The sequence below is a fragment of the Saccharophagus sp. K07 genome (assembly GCF_014336955.1).
Lineage (GTDB): Bacteria > Pseudomonadota > Gammaproteobacteria > Pseudomonadales > Cellvibrionaceae > UBA5868.
In genome coordinates this window covers 1408697-1425079 of record NZ_QRAI01000001.1, presented here as the reverse complement: position 1 = coordinate 1425079, position 16383 = coordinate 1408697, and the positions used below count along the sequence as shown (strand labels likewise).

19 protein-coding genes are annotated in these 16383 nt (G+C 53.7%); 14 read left to right on the top strand and 5 right to left on the bottom strand.

The genetic code is table 11. From position 1 onward, the window contains the following. Positions 1–6: 6 nt before the first annotated feature. From fliS to DWB84_RS06160, 7 genes are all read left to right on the top strand, one after another. On the top strand, positions 7–408 hold the full coding sequence (gene fliS / locus DWB84_RS06190) for a flagellar export chaperone FliS (RefSeq protein ID WP_370589674.1): 402 nt from the start codon (positions 7–9) through the stop codon (positions 406–408). Further along, the gene (locus DWB84_RS06185) at positions 386–709 is read left to right on the top strand and encodes a hypothetical protein (RefSeq protein WP_187408832.1); all 324 of its coding nucleotides are present in this window, start codon (positions 386–388) and stop codon (positions 707–709) included. The genes fliS and DWB84_RS06185 overlap by 23 nt, the downstream gene beginning before the upstream one ends. A 21-nt stretch (positions 710–730) precedes the next feature. Next, positions 731–1846, top strand: a complete 1116-nt coding sequence (locus DWB84_RS06180) for a flagellar hook-length control protein FliK (protein WP_187408831.1) — start codon at positions 731–733, stop codon at positions 1844–1846. Between the two features lie 16 nt (positions 1847–1862). Beyond that, complete coding sequence (locus tag DWB84_RS06175; protein ID WP_187408830.1) at positions 1863–2336, top strand: flagellar basal body-associated FliL family protein; 474 nt, start codon at positions 1863–1865, stop codon at positions 2334–2336. Between the two features lie 10 nt (positions 2337–2346). Further along, entirely contained in the window at positions 2347–3072 is a 726-nt protein-coding gene (locus tag DWB84_RS06170; protein ID WP_187408829.1) for a FliA/WhiG family RNA polymerase sigma factor, read from the top strand. Positions 3073–3170: 98 nt separating this feature from the next. After that, a complete protein-coding gene (gene motA, locus DWB84_RS06165) occupies positions 3171–4043 on the top strand; it encodes a flagellar motor stator protein MotA (RefSeq protein ID WP_187408828.1) in 873 nt (290 codons plus the stop codon). After that, positions 4040–4909, top strand: coding sequence for an OmpA family protein (locus tag DWB84_RS06160; RefSeq protein WP_187408827.1), 870 nt, complete (start codon positions 4040–4042; stop codon positions 4907–4909). Before motA ends, DWB84_RS06160 begins: the two co-directional genes overlap by 4 nt. Positions 4910–5398: 489 nt before the next feature. Here the strand turns inward: DWB84_RS06160 and DWB84_RS06155 are convergent, their stop codons facing one another. From DWB84_RS06155 to lafA (DWB84_RS06140), 4 genes are all read right to left on the bottom strand, one after another. Beyond that, entirely contained in the window at positions 5399–5824 is a 426-nt protein-coding gene (locus tag DWB84_RS06155) for a hypothetical protein (RefSeq protein ID WP_187408826.1), read from the bottom strand. Beyond that, complete coding sequence (locus DWB84_RS06150) at positions 5821–6747, bottom strand: transcriptional regulator (protein WP_187408825.1); 927 nt, start codon at positions 6745–6747, stop codon at positions 5821–5823. Before DWB84_RS06150 ends, DWB84_RS06155 begins: the two co-directional genes overlap by 4 nt. Before the next feature lie 276 nt (positions 6748–7023). Next, entirely contained in the window at positions 7024–7956 is a 933-nt protein-coding gene (lafA, locus tag DWB84_RS06145) for a lateral flagellin LafA (RefSeq protein ID WP_187408824.1), read from the bottom strand. A 561-nt stretch (positions 7957–8517) separates the two neighbouring features. After that, positions 8518–9459 carry a lateral flagellin LafA gene (lafA, locus tag DWB84_RS06140; RefSeq protein WP_187408823.1) on the bottom strand — a complete coding sequence of 314 codons (942 nt, stop codon included), beginning with the start codon at positions 9457–9459 and terminating at the stop codon, positions 8518–8520. 458 nt (positions 9460–9917) lie between these two features. Between lafA (DWB84_RS06140) and DWB84_RS06135 the strand changes: the two genes are divergently transcribed. Beyond that, on the top strand, positions 9918–10217 hold the full coding sequence (locus DWB84_RS06135; protein WP_187408822.1) for a GIY-YIG nuclease family protein: 300 nt from the start codon (positions 9918–9920) through the stop codon (positions 10215–10217). Positions 10218–11146: 929 nt separating this feature from the next. Here the strand turns inward: DWB84_RS06135 and flgA are convergent. Further along, positions 11147–11968: a flagellar basal body P-ring formation chaperone FlgA gene (gene flgA, locus DWB84_RS06130; RefSeq protein ID WP_187408821.1), complete on the bottom strand. Its 822-nt coding sequence runs from the start codon at positions 11966–11968 to the stop codon at positions 11147–11149. An 85-nt stretch (positions 11969–12053) separates the two neighbouring features. Between flgA and flgB the strand changes: the two genes are divergently transcribed. The 6 genes from flgB to flgG are packed head-to-tail and all read left to right on the top strand — an operon-like array spanning position 12054 to position 16382. Then, positions 12054–12410, top strand: coding sequence for a flagellar basal body rod protein FlgB (flgB, locus tag DWB84_RS06125; RefSeq protein ID WP_187408820.1), 357 nt, complete (start codon positions 12054–12056; stop codon positions 12408–12410). A 3-nt stretch (positions 12411–12413) separates the two neighbouring features. Further along, entirely contained in the window at positions 12414–12845 is a 432-nt protein-coding gene (gene flgC, locus DWB84_RS06120) for a flagellar basal body rod protein FlgC (RefSeq protein WP_187408819.1), read from the top strand. Then, on the top strand, positions 12845–13522 hold the full coding sequence (locus DWB84_RS06115) for a flagellar hook capping FlgD N-terminal domain-containing protein (protein WP_187408818.1): 678 nt from the start codon (positions 12845–12847) through the stop codon (positions 13520–13522). The genes flgC and DWB84_RS06115 overlap by 1 nt, the downstream gene beginning before the upstream one ends. Positions 13523–13563: 41 nt before the next feature. Further along, positions 13564–14838, top strand: coding sequence for a flagellar hook protein FlgE (flgE, locus tag DWB84_RS06110; protein WP_187408817.1), 1275 nt, complete (start codon positions 13564–13566; stop codon positions 14836–14838). A 9-nt stretch (positions 14839–14847) separates the two neighbouring features. Then, positions 14848–15576, top strand: a complete 729-nt coding sequence (locus DWB84_RS06105; RefSeq protein WP_187408816.1) for a flagellar basal body rod protein FlgF — start codon at positions 14848–14850, stop codon at positions 15574–15576. Between the two features lie 20 nt (positions 15577–15596). After that, positions 15597–16382 (top strand): flagellar basal-body rod protein FlgG, encoded by a 786-nt coding sequence (flgG, locus tag DWB84_RS06100; RefSeq protein ID WP_187408815.1) that lies wholly within the window; start codon positions 15597–15599, stop codon positions 16380–16382. Position 16383: the final 1 nt, after the last annotated feature.

Here is a 16383-nt window from a genome sequence, read left to right as displayed (position 1 = left end):
AATCCCGTGAATGACAGTGTGATTGAAAGTTACGAAGGCTACCGCTCGGTTGATCTTGAATCGCGCGCGGCGAGCGCCTCACCTTACGAACTGGTGCTGGTGTTATTCGATGGGCTGCTGGACGAGCTTGCGCGCGCCCGTGGCCATATCGAAGGCAAACGCTATCAGCAAAAAGGCCAATCGTTGGAAAAATGCCTGAATATCCTCAACGGCCTTAACGGCGCGCTGGATTACGACAATGGCGGTGAGCTGGTCCAGGGGCTTTCGCGGCTTTACGACTACTGCATTTACCGACTTTCCGACGTGAGTGTCACGCTGTCGTTGGAGGGGCTTGATGAAGTTGTACACCTGCTCGAAGTCCTGCGTGAAGGTTGGGAAGGCGTGAATGAAAAACGCGGCGGACGCTGAACTTTTGGCGCGTCTGACCGACGCCCATAAACACTTGGCTGCGGTACTTGAAAAACGCGACTGGGAACGTTTGGGCGCCATCGATCAACGCATCAAAGAATGTTTGCAGGAAATGGCCGGGCGAGAGGATTTAAGCGATGAGATTCTGCTCGTCAAACAGCAGTTAAAACAATTGCACGGCCAAGCCATTAACACCTGCAGGGAAGTATGCGAAAACTTTCGCCAGATCCTGCTCACCCATCTCGAATATGCCGAGGGCAGATCTGCGTATTTGCAGGTCGATTTGCTCAAGGGCGAATAATAAATAGGTGTCAGTTACTCCATGCAATCAGCAAACCTTACCCGCAGTGCCAGCACAACCGTCGCAAGTACCACGACCCTAGAGGATCAAGCGGTTATTGCGGCACATCCGACGCCCGCAGAGACTGCGCTGCAAAAGGACGACTCGAAAACAGCTTTTGCCTATGAGTTGGCGCAGGTTGCTGATGGTCAGCAACCAGTGTCACAGCCCGTTGAAGCACCTGCAGAGCAGCCAGCCACCGAAGCAGACGCCGAACAATGGTTGCTTCATATGCTCGGGCAGCAATCGGCGCAGCTGCAAGCACGCGATGCAGAACACGGCAACGAAACCATTAACACTCCAATACAGGCTTTGCCGCGTACATTGGTAGCGCAAGAATTCGCTGAACAGGTTACCGATAACCAAGCGTTTAAAGCGTCCACCGCGGCACCTATAGCGCCAGCCGGAGAGCTGATCGCCAGTACGGTAAGCGCTGCTATAAGTGGCCAAGTTAATACGCAACCTGAAACAGTTAGTGCGCAATTCGAAAAGGTCAAACTGGATCACAGCGAATCCGCCCATCAACCGCTGATCGCGCAAATGGAGCCTTTAGTTACAGGCACCGCCACGAACAGCGAAATCGCAACACGCATTGATGCGACTTTGATGAACACGTCAGTAAACGAATCCACCGCCCTTGAGCGCACCCTTAAATTACAGGGGCCGGAGACAAAATGGGGCGAACAATTACTCCAGGCTCTGCGTGACAATGTTGAGCTGCACATGCAGCAGCGTGTGCAGAACACTGCAATTCGTCTGGACCCGCCCGAGCTGGGCGTGATGGAAATTGTCCTCACCCATGAGCAAGGTCGTCTTAACGTACAAATTTCCGCGCAGCACAGCGACGTGGTGCGATTGTTACAGCAAACCAGTGATCGTCTGCGTCACGAGCTGGTCGCGCAAAATTTCACTCAGGTGGATGTGGAGATTTCCGGCGGACAAACCGGTCAGCAACATTCACAGCGCGATCAGGGGCGCTTATTCAACGAACAATCTGTGCTTGCCAATCAGCGTGAAGCGGATCAATCCAACGCTCACCATCTCGCACCAGAACCACAAAAATCAGCTCAGCACAACGGTGTGCTGGTCACCGTTTGAGGGGTAGAAATCTGTCATGGCAATGTCGCGGATTATTGTAGTCATTCTTGTTATCAACACCGCTGTAGTCGTCGCCAGCGGGCTGCTGAACTACAAACTGCTTAGTGCTTTTGTAGCTCAGCAGCAGACTGCGGATGCGGTCTCACCAAGCCATCCCAGAATGAAAACCGGTGGTGAGGAATACGTCTTTTTCCCAGTGGAAAAAATCATTGTAAGTTTGCAGGACAGCGGCCGTGAATATTATTTCGTGATCGATCTGGTGCTTCAGGCACCGGCCAAAACCGACCTCCATAAGCTCAAACAAATCGATCCGATGGTACGCAATTCAGCGGTCGCGCATTTATCCACACTCGATTTCACAACTTTGCGAGCCATGCCGATTACCGAGCTGCAAAGTTCACTGGAGCAGGTGGTGTTTGCGGATTTTGCCAGCAAAAGCCTGGCAACTCCCTTTGCGCACGTCCTTGTCAGCAAGTTGATCGTGCAATAGGGCACGCACTATGAATGCAAATTGCGCCTTCGACTATTCCGCCGACCACAACAGCCCACCGGTGTTTGCACCAGGTGCCGAGCAAAAGTGGTTGATACAGTACTTGCCGCTGGTTAAACGCATTGTCGGCCAACTCTCGCTGCAGGCTAATCAGGTACTCGATCGCGAAGACATGGAGCAGATCGGCTTGATGGGTTTGCTTGAAAGTCTGCGCCGTTACGGCGAGCCGGATGAGCAGTTCGGCAGCTTCGCGGCATTGCGCATACGTGGAGCTATTCTGGATGAGCTTCGGCGCCAAGACTGGCGGCCGCGTCAGGTGCGGCAGCAGACGCATAAAATTCGCGATGCCATTCGCGACCTGGCGCGTCAGCTCGGGCGGCCACCGCAAGATGAAGAGATTCTTAAATTTATCGGTTTGACAGAAAAGGAGTATCACGAATTTCTGCAAGCCGATACCTGCGAAGCCATCGAAAGTCTTGATGAGCTTTTGCAAAACGGTCACGAAAATTTTCCTGAGCGCGGCACACGCCTTGAAGAAAGAGCGATCACTGAACGCTTGCTGGAGCAAGCGCTCAGCCAACTCGACGAACGCGAGCGCATAGTGCTGGTTCTCTATTACCAGCACGAATTAAGTCTTAAGGAAATTGCGCTGGTGCTAGAGATCAGCGATGCGCGCGTGTGCCAGTTGAGCAAACAGGCAATTGCCAAATGCAGCCGGTATTTGACGGAAAGGTGAGATTTTCACATCTCTGTGGGATTACGGAGACGCGAGCAAAAGCCGATTTTCCATGATGCGGATGCGGCATCGAGAATTAACCAAACGAGAGCAAAATTGTGCAAAAACTATTCGGTGGATTAATCATTATTTGCTGTGTACTGGGTGGCTACCTCCTGGCCAATGGTGATTTGAGCGTTCTGTGGCAGCCCTCCGAAATGCTGATCGTGATTGGCGCCGGCTTAGGCAGCCTGGTGGTGGGTAATCCCAAAGAAGTGGTGTGGGAAATGTGCTCACAAATCAAAGGTATTTTTATCTTCAAACGCCGCGGCGAGGAGTTCCAGCGCCAGCTCTTGATGCTGTTGTATGAATTGTTGGAGATGGTGGAAGAGGGCGGTCTTAAAGCGCTGGATGCCCATATCGAAGAACCGGAGCAAAGCGAGTTGTTCGCCAAATACCCGCTAATTCGCCAGGAACGCAATCTCATGGCATTTATTGCCGACAACTTCCGCCTTATGGCGATGGGGAAAATCAGCGCCCATGAACTTGAAGGTTTCCTCGAGCAGGAACTGGAAGCTATGGAACACACGCTGTTACAGCCCGCACGTTCGCTCTACAAAATCGGCGAAGCCATGCCCGGTTTCGGCATCCTCGCTGCCATTATGGGTATCGTGATCACCATGGGTAACATCGATGGCTCGGTGGCAGAAATCGGCACCCACGTTGCTGCCGCGCTGGTGGGCACCTTCATCGGTATTTTCTGTTGCTATTGCGTGATGGAGCCTTTGAGCAATGCCATGAGTCAACGGGTAAAAACCGAACTCTCCGCGCTTGAATGTGTGCGTACTACGCTGGTTGCACACCTCGCCGGTAAACCGACATTGCTGGCGGTGGACGCCGGTCGCAAACTGATTGAGCAAGACGTGAAACCCGCATTCCGCATGCTGGAAACCTGGGTGAATCGTTATGAGGAAGAAAGGGACGCTGCATGAAACAGGCACAGCGTGGCAACAAAGGCGGTGAGGTCGTTATACACAAGCGCCGTGGCAAAAAGGGCCATGGCGACGAACACGGCGGCGCCTGGAAAGTTGCGTTTGCTGACTTCACCATGGCAATGATGGCGCTGTTTATGGTGCTGTGGGTAATCACGCCGCAGAACCGGGCGCAAACCGTAGCCGCCGATCAAGAAAGCAATCCGTTGGTCGACGGCGGGGCCGGTGTTTTTGATGGCACCAACCGTCGGCCGCTGGATTTTGAAGGCTTGCCCAACCCGCGTGTCGAGCGCCAGAAGCCAAGCGATCCTCGCGTCCCGGAATTGCAGGATCTGGCGACCCTGATAAAAACCCTGTCTCTCCAGTTGGATGCCGAAGCCAACCTGGAAGTGCAAGTTGTCCCTCAGGGATTACGTATTCTGATTAAAGATGATCAGCAGCGGTTTATGTTTGAGCGCGGCAGCGCGCAGTTGAATAAGTATTTTGAGGTGTTGCTAACACGCCTGGCTGGGGTCATAGCACAGGTGGATAACAAGATCATTATCAGCGGCCATACGGATGCTGTTCCCTATCCTGGCGACGCACGCTACAACAACTGGAACCTGTCCGGTGATCGTGCCCTGCGTGCGCGCAACGTCATGGTCGCCGCCGGTTTACCCGCGCGCGCCGTGTTACAAGTCACCGCGCAGGCAGATGGCATGCCGCTGTTGCCCGATGCACCGGAAGACGGTGCCAACCGCCGCATAGAGATTCTTTTACTGACCCTGCAGGCCGAAGGTTTGTATCGGGAGTTGTTCGGCGACGGCCAGCTGCGCGCCGATTATTCCGCCAAAGGCGCCGAACTGGTAAGCCCCGTTGGTACTTGATCACCACTCCCATCTTCAGGCCGTCACTCTAGCGCAGAGGGAGTTCATAAATTCGAGTCTGTGGTTGTGGATCCCCGCTGCGCGAGGATGACTGGGCAAAGGTATTCGCATAGCGGGAAGTCAAACCCTCGAACCCCGCACCATCGTGGATCTCCACTGCGTGAGGAGGACGTATAGGATTCCTCCCACCGTCACTCTCGCGTAGCGGGAGTCCATGACCCTCAAACCCCGCTGCATTGTGGATCCCCGCTGCGCGAGGATGACGGGGCAAAGGTATTCTCATAGCGGGAAGTCAAACCCTCGAACCCCGCAACATTGTGGATCTCCACTGCGTGAGGAGGACGTATAGGATTCCTCCCACCGTCACTCTCGCGTAGCGGGAGTCCATAGTCCTCACCCCCGCAGTATTATGGATCCCCGCTGCGCGAGGATGACGAATAACAGGTTATGCGGGGTGTCGTATCAGCGATTTTGCGGTTACAGAATCCGCTATGGACAAAAGACTTGGTGGGTTTCCTTGCCATAAAGGCATGTATCCATCTTTTCCAGATTAATCACCGAGCCTTCGTTCTGGGCGTAAAGTAAATCAAATATCAATTCATCGCTGGCGAGACCGCCTAAACTGCGCACCTCACCTTTTTCAACCCGCAAACGATATTTATCCGGGATGCGGTGCTCCGCCACGCCCGAGGTTTCCATAATTGCGTCGCCCTTACGCGTTACTGCGTAAAAACGCCCGTCAACCACACGCAAACTGTGACTGACATCAATCATTTTTCCATCCTTGAGCTGCACTTTACCAAGGGAAAAGTAGCGGCCATCAAGCGCTGTAGTAGTGGTATACATAAGCCCCGATATCGCCTGAAATGCCAGCATGGCAATCGGCAAGCTCAATAAAGCAAAGCGCCAATTCATAAGACGTCCTTTCGCGGACCACACCATTGCAATTGCTCGTCCGCCACTTGGTTGAGCTGGCTTTGGTGGATGGCAACCGAGCGCGCACGCCCCTCAGCCTGCATGCATATAAACTCGTAAAACTCGCCTCGCAAGGACACAAACAACCGCGTGGGCTGATCAATCAATTGCTCAAGACGTGTGGTTAGCCGCTGCGTTTGCGACTTCAACCGCTCAACTTGCTCCGCTTGTTGTTGACTCTCATAAGAAACCATTAACTTGCCGATGTGTATGACATCAGCGTGCAATGGCCTAGGTGTAGCGCCGCGGACAAAGTTGCTGAACAAAAACGCACCTATCAACACCATTAGACTCAACACCACTAGTCCGCAATTGCTGTAGCGGCCCGCTTGCCGCGCTCGCACAGGCTCTTCTGACGGTGACGGGTTAGCTAACAGGGGCTGCACATTTGCCTGGGCTAATACGGGCATTACCTGAGGCTGCGCATTCACCGGGGGCGACATGGGCTTTACCGGAGGCTGTGCATCTGCCGGGGGCGGCAGGCGTGTAATCAGATGTTGAGGATTTAATAAATAACCGCGGCGCGGCAGGGTCTGGATAATGGTACGCTCACGCTCATCACCCAATACTTGGCGCAGAGTATAGATTTGCTGATTGAGACTGCCTTGCCCCACAACTCGATCTGACCAGGCGTGTCTCATTAACTCTTCACGCCCGACCACATCTCCCGGTACTTGCGCCAAACGTTCAAGTAGGCGGCTGCCGGAAAAACCCAGATCAACTTTCTCTTCAACGCCATTCGTCTCCAGCGTCAGTTGATACAGACTGGGATAGAAATGCGCATAGCATCCGGGTCGCCCGGTTTTAATCGTCAGGCGAGGAGGCGGCGCGAATGTGTCGCTTGCAAGATCCTCATCCCGCATTTATTGGGCCTGCTGGCAGAATTGACTGCTAAACATAGGTTTCACCGAAACGAAGGGCTGGTCTAGTGCCAGCTTATGGCATGCAACCGCCTTAGTTGCATGCGCTAGCCGATGAATAATAGACCAAACGCAACAAGTCGGTCGGGGAGGGAGGCACTTAAATAAACTTGCCGACGGGTGACAGGAGCAGCCGATAAAAAATGAATCCGGCGCCACCAAAACCAGGAACGAGGCGTAAGGTCAGGCGAGTATAAAACCCGCCTGGGCTAGAACTAATTAACCGAGTAAAGACATAACCATGCCAGGCATTTGACCGGCTTGTTTCAACATGGAGATACCGGATTGCATCAACATGGAGTTTTTGCTCATGTTGGCGCTTTCTTGAGCGAAGTCAGCATCCAAGATGCGGCCTTTCGCCATTTCGGTGTTGTCTCTCATGTTCGCCAGGTTGTTGGCGGTGTGGTTTAAACGATTGATGTTGGCGCCGAACTTGGCGCGCATACTGCCAACTAAATCGAGCACATCGGCAATTTTATCAATAGTGCTATTGGCGTTGGCTGCGCTCAGTTCTGTATTATTCGTAACCGTCGACAAATCCTCGTCAGGATCGGCTGCTAAGGCCGTAAACATGGCGCTGATACCGCCAAGGCCGCCCGTACCGATGAGCGTGGTCAGATCAGTACTGACATCCATCGTCAGGGTTTCTGCAGAGGTAGCACCAATTTGAAAGCTAACGCCCGCTGCAGTTGAACCGAATTTACCTCCGGTGCCAGCAGCAATACCGTCATCGGCAGCGAATAGACGCTCACCGGCGTAGGTCGTGTTGCTGATAATGTTAGCCAATTCTTTACCCAGCTCGTCGTACTCGCTCTGTAAGGCAGTGCGGTCGTCAGTACTGTTGGTTCCGTTCGCTGACTGGGTAGCCAGATCTTTCATGCGTTGCAGAATATCGGTCATTTCGTTGAATGCGCCTTCGGCGGTTTGCAACAACGAAACCGCATCGCCCGTGTTGCGCATGGCAACTGCCATACCGCGCGACTGTGCATTCAAACGGGTAGCGATTTGCAAGCCTGCAGCGTCGTCCGCAGCAGAATTAATACGAAAGCCAGTACCTAACCGTTGTTGGTTGGTAGAGAGCGCGTTATTGGTTTTATTCAGATTCGTCTGAGTAACCAAAGATGAATAATTAGTATGAATTGACAGAGCCATAGGAAGATTCCTTGGTTGGACTTAAGGTGAAGCTGGCCGTGATGGCCCGCTGTAAAAAGAAGGCGACCAAAAAATCTAACGGCTTAAACGAACTGGAATTTTTTTGGCTCAGCAAAGACAATGACCCGCAAGGCCGTAGCACAAGGGCGGCCGCAATGATTCCGTCATCCTCGCGCAGCGGGGATCCATAAACCGCAGACTCGAAGACATGGACTCCCGCTACGCGAGAGTGACGAAGGGGGGTGCACCAAACCTTATTCCCGTCATCCCCACCAGAAACCCCAAAAAACTATTCCCGTCATCCTCGCGTAGCGGGGATCCATAAACTGCAGACTCGAAGGCATGGACTCCCGCTATGCGAGAGTGACGGGGGGCGAGGGCGACGATAGAAAAGCGGGGGCAGAAGTGACGGGTGGCGCGAGAGTGACGACGGAAGCGTGAGGCGGAATGGACGGATGCGGGGCGGTAGTGATGGAAAAATGCGACCTTCGCAACCTATTACTTAATCCATTAATAAAAAGTCGTTCAAGCGCGGGGTATTGCGCCTGAACGACTGTCGAATTAACCCAGCAGCGACATCACCATGCCGGGCATTTGGCCGGCTTGTTTCAACATGGAGATACCAGACTGCATCAACATGGAGTTTTTGCTCATGTTGGCACTTTCGGCGGCAAAGTCAGCATCCAAGATGCGGCCTTTCGCCATTTCGGTGTTGTCTCTCATGTTCGCCAGGTTATTGGCGGTGTGGTTCAGACGGTTGATGTTCGCACCGAACTGTGCGCGCAGATCACCGACTAGATCAAGAACGCTGTTGATCGCATCAATGGCGCCATTTGGATCAGAAGCTGTATCCACAGAACCGTCCGCAGCCAGTTTGTCGGCAAGCTCTGTACCTGTGGTTCCGGTGGTTGCATAAGCGGCACTAATACCAATCAGTCCAGTACCCCAAGCAGGGGCAGTACCTGCAGCGCCAATCAAAGAGGCCAGTTTTGCGCTGACATTCAGCGATAACGTTTCGGCGCTGGTTGCACCGATTTGAAAACTAACCGCAGCTCCGAACTTCTCTGTCCCGGCAGCGCCGGATCTACGGAACAAGTTTTCACCCGCATAAGTGGTGTTGGCCATAATGTTGCCCAACTCTTCTCCCAACTGATCGTACTCGGCCTGCAAGGCAACCCGGTCTTCGTGGCTGTTGGTGCCGTTGGCAGCCTGGGTGGCGAGGTCCTTCATGCGTTGCAGAATGTCAGTCATTTCGTTGAACGCACCTTCGGCAGTTTGCAGCAGAGAAATAGCGTCACCAGTGTTACGGATGGCAACCGCCATACCGCGTGACTGTGCATTCAAACGGGTGGCAATTTGCAAACCTGCAGCGTCGTCCGCAGCAGAATTAATACGAAAGCCAGTACCTAACCGTTGTTGGTTGGTAGAGAGCGCGTTATTGGTTTTATTCAGATTTGTCTGAGTAACCAAAGATGAATAGTTAGTGTGAATTGACAGAGCCATGGGAGAGTTCCTTGATTGAGATTAAGGTGAAGCCGGCTGTAATGGCCCGCTGTAAGGGTAAGACGACCAAGGAACCTGGCGGCTTAAATGGAACCGGAGTTTTTTATGGCTCGGGAAGCAATGACCCGGCAGCAATGACTCATCAGGGGATCCACAAACCGCAGATTCGACGACATGGACTCCCGCTTCGCGAGAGTGACGAGAAGGGGGGGGGAGCGAGAGTGACGAGAAAGGGGGAGCGAGAGTGACGAGAAAGGGGGAGCGAGAGTGACGAAAAAAAGGGGGGCGGGAGTAGCGAAAAGGGGGCGAGAGTGACGGGGCGAGGTGCGAGAGCGGTAATGTGCAAGAATAGACTCCCGCTGCGCGAGAGTGACGGTGGAAGGGGCTAGCACGGCCGCAACTACTCCGTCATCCTCGCGCAGCGGGGATCCATAAACTACCACGAGAAAGGAAATCTCATGAAGCGACCAGCCATTTACATCCTAGCCAGCAAAAGAAACGGAACCCTCTACATTGGTGTAACCAGCAACCTCATTCAACGCATCTGGCAACACAAACAACACCTTGTTGAAGGCTTCACCAAAAAATACAACGTAACAATGCTGGTGTATTTCGAACAAGCCCCCACAATGGCCTCCGCCATAGCCAGAGAAAAAATTCTTAAAAAACTAGGCCGGCAAGAAAAAATTAATTTAATCAACCAACAAAATCCCGGCTGGCGGGACCTGTATCCCCAACTTATAGGTGCAGAGAAATAGACTCCCGCTATTCGCCCACCTACCCCGTCATCCTCGCGTAGCGGGGATCCACATGTGCTGCGGGCTTGAGGGCTATGGACTCCCGCTTCGCGAGAGTGACGATGAAAGAGGGCGGGAGTAGACGATGGAGGGAGCGAGAGTGACGACAATTCCCCCGTCATCCTCGCGCAGCGGGGATCCATAGACCGCATACGCCGGAGACGTGGACTCCCGCTTCGCGAGAGTGACGACAACTCCTCCGTCATCCTCGCTGAGGCGGGAGCGGCAGCAATACTTCGTCATCCCCACACAACTGGGACCCACCATTAATCCCGTCTTCCTCACACAACAGGTACCAACTCTATTCCCGTCATCCTCGCGAAGCGGGGATCCATAGACCGCAGACTCGAAGACATGGATTCCCGCTACGCGAGAATGACGAAGAAAGGGGGCAGGAGTAGACGATGGGCTGCGCAAGAGAGACGACAAGTCCCCCGTCATCCTCGCGTAGCGGGAATCCATAAACCACAGACTCGAAGAGATGGACTCCCGCAGCGCGAGAGTGACGAAGGATGGGTGGTGCGGCCAACCTTAATTCCCGTCATCCCCACCAGAAACCCAAAAACTATTCCCGTCATCCTCATCAGAAATCCAAAAAACCATTCCCGTCATCCTCGCGCAGCGGGCTCCATAAACCGCAGACTCGAAGGCATGGACTCCCGCTATGCGAGAGTGACGAAAGAAGAGCGCAGCACCTTATTCCCGTCATCCTCGCGCAGCGGGGATCCATAGAACGCATACATTGGAGACATGGACTCCCGCTACGCGAGAATGACGATGAAAGTGGGCGGGAGTAGACAATGGGCAGAGCGAGAGTGACCCAAAAAGCGGGGGCGTGGCGAGAGGGGGGGGGCAGGGAAGGCTGGGGCCCGCCCCTCCGGTAATGGTGGCTAACGAAACGTCGTGAGCACCACGCCCGCTTCAATCACTTGCGCTTCTACGATTTTTTCACTGCGCAAATTCTTCACGCGGATCACGGCGCCTTGTTCGCCGTTTTCCAGCGCTTCACCCAATGTTGTGGCGGCGATGCCGTCTTGGTTGGCGATCATTTTTACCTGCTGGCCACGGCGCACCAACAGCGGCTTGGCAAGCAGGCTGGGGCTGATTAATTGATTTGCGCGCAGGCGGCGCTTGGCGGCTTGGCCGGCCACTTTATCGATGTTATTAAAAAATCCGCGCGGGGCTTTGCTGATATTCAGTTCTTCCACTTTGAGTTGTGCGGCGGTGATGGTGTCGCCGCGTTCTATCACGGTTTGGGAGAAAACCGCTGGAACAAAAACGTTTGCTTCAACGTTTACTTTCACCGTCCAAGCGGGCGTATCTGTGCAGCTAAGGGTTAACTGCTGGCGTCCCATAATCGAGTTGCTATCGCCGGTGACTTGCGGCAATTGGCTGCAGGAGGCGATGACATTGCTGGTGGTTGTACTGGTGTAGGTAACACGCGCACCTTCCCAACCTTGCGCAGTGGCTTCTTGCGCGAGTTGCTGTTTCAGGTATCGCTCAATCGTCTGCTCAATTTGTTGATTGACATTTTGCTCGGCGTAAAGCAGACCGGGCATAACACCGATCAGTACCCCAAAAACAATCCTTTTGCTATTTCTCGACTGCGCACCCAACAGCCGTCGCCATGCGGAAACTGTACTTCCGCCTGTTTTTGCAGGAGTCGCCAAAGGCGGAAAAAGCGTGGTCGGGCCGGAGCGTGAATTTCTCATAAACACCAACAAAATCAACAAGATAATCGGGAGGCATAGTTCGTGCTTAATGAGCTGGTGCAACTTCTACTCCCGGTGTTCAGTAATGAGTATACGAATTGATGACGCTTTAGGCATACACGCCCACACTCTCAATTTGCGCGTCCAGCGCAGTGAAATTCTCGCGTCCAATCTGGCCAACGAAGACACCCCTGGATTTCAGGCGCGAGATATTGATTTCAGCGCAGAAATGCGCCGTCTGGAAAGCGGCTTCAGCACCACCCCCGGGGTGGCAACTGAGCTTTTATACCGCGTGCCGACCCAACCTTCGCTCGACGGTAACACGGTTGAGCTGAGCGTTGAACAAGCGGCTTTCTCGAAAAACGCCATGGACTTCCAGACCAGTCTTACTTTTCTCAACATGAAATTCCGCGGCCTTAAACAAGCCATCGAGGGGCGATAAATCATGGCTTTTGACTCTATTTACCGCATTGCCGGTTCAGCAATGAATGCTCAAACCGTTCGTTTGAACACCGTCGCCAGTAACCTGGCAAATGCCGATTCTGCTGCAGGTAATGCAGAAGATGTTTATCAGGCGCGCAAACCGGTCTTTGCTGCCGTCTATAACAATGATCAGCTCACGCGCAGCGTGGGTATGGGCGGTGCACAGGTTCAGGTACTCGACGTAGTTAGCGCGGGACGCCCGCCAGAAAAGCGTTATGAACCGGATAACCCGCTCGCCAATCGCGATGGTTATGTGTTTTACACCGCTATCAATGAAATCGAAGAAATGACCGACATGATGTCCGCCACCCGCAGCTTCGAGACCGGCGTCGAAATTCTCAATCGCATCACCAGCATGCAGCAAGGCCTGCTCAAATTGGGAGGAGACGTGTAATGACAACGGTCAGCTCCCTCGAGCATTCCAAGCAAGCGTATGGCATCGATGAAGCCATCAAGCAGAGCGTTAACGTCAGTGACGCGACGCAAATGGAAAACCAGTTCATCACTTTGATGGTGGCGCAGATTAAGAATCAGGACCCCACCAATCCCGTGGACAGCAGCCAGTTCCTCGAACAGTACTCAGCCATGTCTCAGGTAAAAAGCCTGGAAAACATGTCCGAGCTGAGCAAAAGCAACCTTGTATTGCTGGATAACCTGCAGACCCTGACCGCCGCCGGACTGGTCGGGCAGGAAGTCAAAGTGGCGGTGAGCAGCATGCGGCTGGATACCGAGCCGGTAAAAGCACAGATCAATCTGCAACACGCTTCGAGCGCGACCGTGTTGACCTTGCGGGACAGCAAGGGCGTGAAAAAAGAGATTCAACTAGGTTCTCAAGCCCCCGGGTTGGTGCCTTTTGAAATTGATCCAAAGGCCTTGGGACTGGCGCCGGGCGACTATGCCCTGGAAGTCACTACCGACGCCGGTGAATACCCGCAGGTCGAAATTTCCGGTCTGGTCAGCAACGTGCGCGTCAGCGCCGAAGGCCCGGTACTGGATGTCGTCGGCGCGGGGGCTGTGCCTTTTTATAACATCACCGAATTTGGCCAAGCCTCACTTGCCGGGCTGCTGTAATCGCCATTCACTTACTCACTTTCCAATAACAGGTTAATTACATGAGCTTCAATATCGCCCTGACTGGTCTGAGTGCGACCAATGAAAAACTCAATGCAGTAAGCAACAACATCGCCAACGCCGGCACTACCGGATTCAAATCCTCGCGCGCGGAATTCGGCACTATTTACGCCGAAAGCCGGGCGATGGGTGTGGAAGTTCTGGGACTTACCCAGAGCATCAGCCAGGGCGGTTCGCTGGTAAACACCGGGCGCAATCTGGATCTGGCGATCAGCGGCGGCGGTTTTTACATCAACAGAGCCAGCAACGGCGATATCAGTTACTCCCGCGCTGGAGTATTCGGCATCGATACCAACAACAATTTGGTCAATGCCTCCGGTCAGTTTTTGCAGGGTTATCCAGTGGATGCGCAAAACAATCTGCAGGTGGGTACGGTAAGTAACCTGAAGCTCCAAACCACCAATATTCCTGCCCGCGCCACCGACTCCCTGAATTTTGTCGTGAATTTGGATGCTAACCAGCAGGCGATTCCGGCCACTCTGCCATTTGATGCCAACGACATTAATACCTACAACTCCACCTACACCACCAAGGTGTTCGATTCACAGGGCAAAGAGCACACCTTCACTCAGTACTTCGTAAAAAACTCGGACAACAACTGGACTGCGCACTATTACGTTGACGGTACCGCTGTGGTTGATGGTGATGGCAACCCCGTAACGCAAGCTTTGACGTTCAATAGCAATGGCCATATGACCTCGCCTTATGACTACGCGGGTGTTCTCGCCAATGATCCGGCCACCCCACCGAACCATGCCAACGTGGTCATTAATGCCCCCTTAGGCGGCGGGGTTAATGACTTGGCTATCACCTTGAATTACGGCGGTGAGACCTTCGGTGGTTCCACCCAGTTCGGTTCCGATTTCGTGGTTAACCGCAACGATCCATCCGGCTACGCCGCTGGTGAACAAACCGGTATCGCGGTTGAGAAGGATGGAAAAATTTACGCCACCTACAGCAACGGCGAGCGCATGTTGCAGGGTCAAATAGTGCTGGCCAGCTTCGCCAACCTTGACGGCCTGAAAAATGTTAACGGCACCTCCTGGGTACAAACCACAGAGTCCGGCGCACCGGTCCTCGGGGTGGCGGGCACAGGTCAGTTCGGTGTGCTTACCGCCGGTGCACTGGAAAGCTCCAACGTCGATTTAACCCAACAGTTGGTTGAGTTGATGGAAGGTCAGCGCAACTACCAGGCGAACACCAAGGTGTTGTCCACCGATAAAGAACTGACCCAAGTGTTATTTAACGCAATCTGAGGCTGAGCAATGGATCGTTTGGGATACATCGCAATGACCGCAGCCAGCCGCACCATGTCATCGCTGCAGGTGCGTGCGAATAACCTGGCCAACGTCAATACCCCCGGTTTTCGTGCTGATCTGGAGCAGGCTACCGCAAAAGCGGTGGAAGGCTACGGTTATGACAGCCGCCATATGGCGCTGGTACAGAACAACGGCGTGAGCCTGGAGCAGGGGCCGTTGATGGCGACCGGGCGTGATCTGGATATCGCCATTCAGGGGCGCGGATTGATTGCAGTAGAAAATGGCGACGGCGAAGCCTACACCCGTCACGGCAGTATGCAGATCGACGCGGATTTGCGTCTCACCATCAATGGCCGTGCGGTCATTGGCCAGAACGGTCCGATTGTGCTGCCCGAATTCGACAGTGTGCACATCGGCAGTGACGGCGTGGTGTCCGTAAAGCCACGCGGCGAAATTCTGATGACCGAGATCGAGCGCATCAAGCTGGTTGATATAGACGCTAGCGAGCTCACCAAAACTGCGACCGGTTTACTAATTCCTATCGATGGCCAGGAAGCGCCGGTCAATGAAGACGTGACGCTGGTTCCCCGGCATTTGGAAGGCAGTAACGTCTCTTCCATCGATCAGCTGATGGCGACCATGAGCCTCAATCGTCTATTCGAAACCCAGGTAAAAATGATGAAAGCTGCCGAGAGTTTATCTGAGGCAGGTAACCGCATAATTCGTGGCGGCTAAGCGCCCGTCGGAGACATAGCATGAGTTCAGCATTGTGGGTCAGCAAAACGGGCCTGATCGCCCAGGATAAAGCCATGGCAACCGTGGCGAATAATCTGGCGAACGTGAATACCACCGGTTTTAAAAGCGACCGAGTGGTGTTTGAAGATCTGTTCTATGCCATTGAACGCCAGCCAGGCGCGCAGGCGGATCAAATCAATACCGTGCCTTCAGGCATTCAATTGGGCAGTGGCGTGCGCGTTGCCGGCACGCAAAAGGTATTTACGGAAGGCAATATCCAAACCACTGGTCAGCCGATGGATCTGGCGATTATCGGCAGCGGCTTTTTTCAGGTTGAAGCACCATCGGGCGAGATTTTCTATACCGAAAGTGGCCAGTTACAAGTCAATGCCGAAGGCATGCTGGTCAATGCCCAGGGCTTACCCTTGACGCCTGCGATTGAAGTTCCGCAAGGCGCAAGCCGTTTCACCGTAGGCAGCGACGGCATTGTGACCGCCTTATTGCCGGGCGAAACAACACCGGTTGAGCTGGGGCAGATTACCCTGGTGAATTTTGTTAACCCGGCTGGCCTCGAAGCACTAGGTGGCAATCTGTATCGCGAAACCGTTGCCAGCGGTGAGCCAGTCGAAGGCATCCCCGGTGAAAACGGCCTGGGCCAGATCAAACAAGGCGTGCTTGAAGGTTCCAACGTGCAAGTGGTTGAAGCGATGGTATCGATGATTTCCATTCAGCGCGCATACGAAGCTAACGCCAAAGTATTGGACGCCGCTTCTAGCATGAAGCAGTTCCTTAATCAGACTGTCTGAG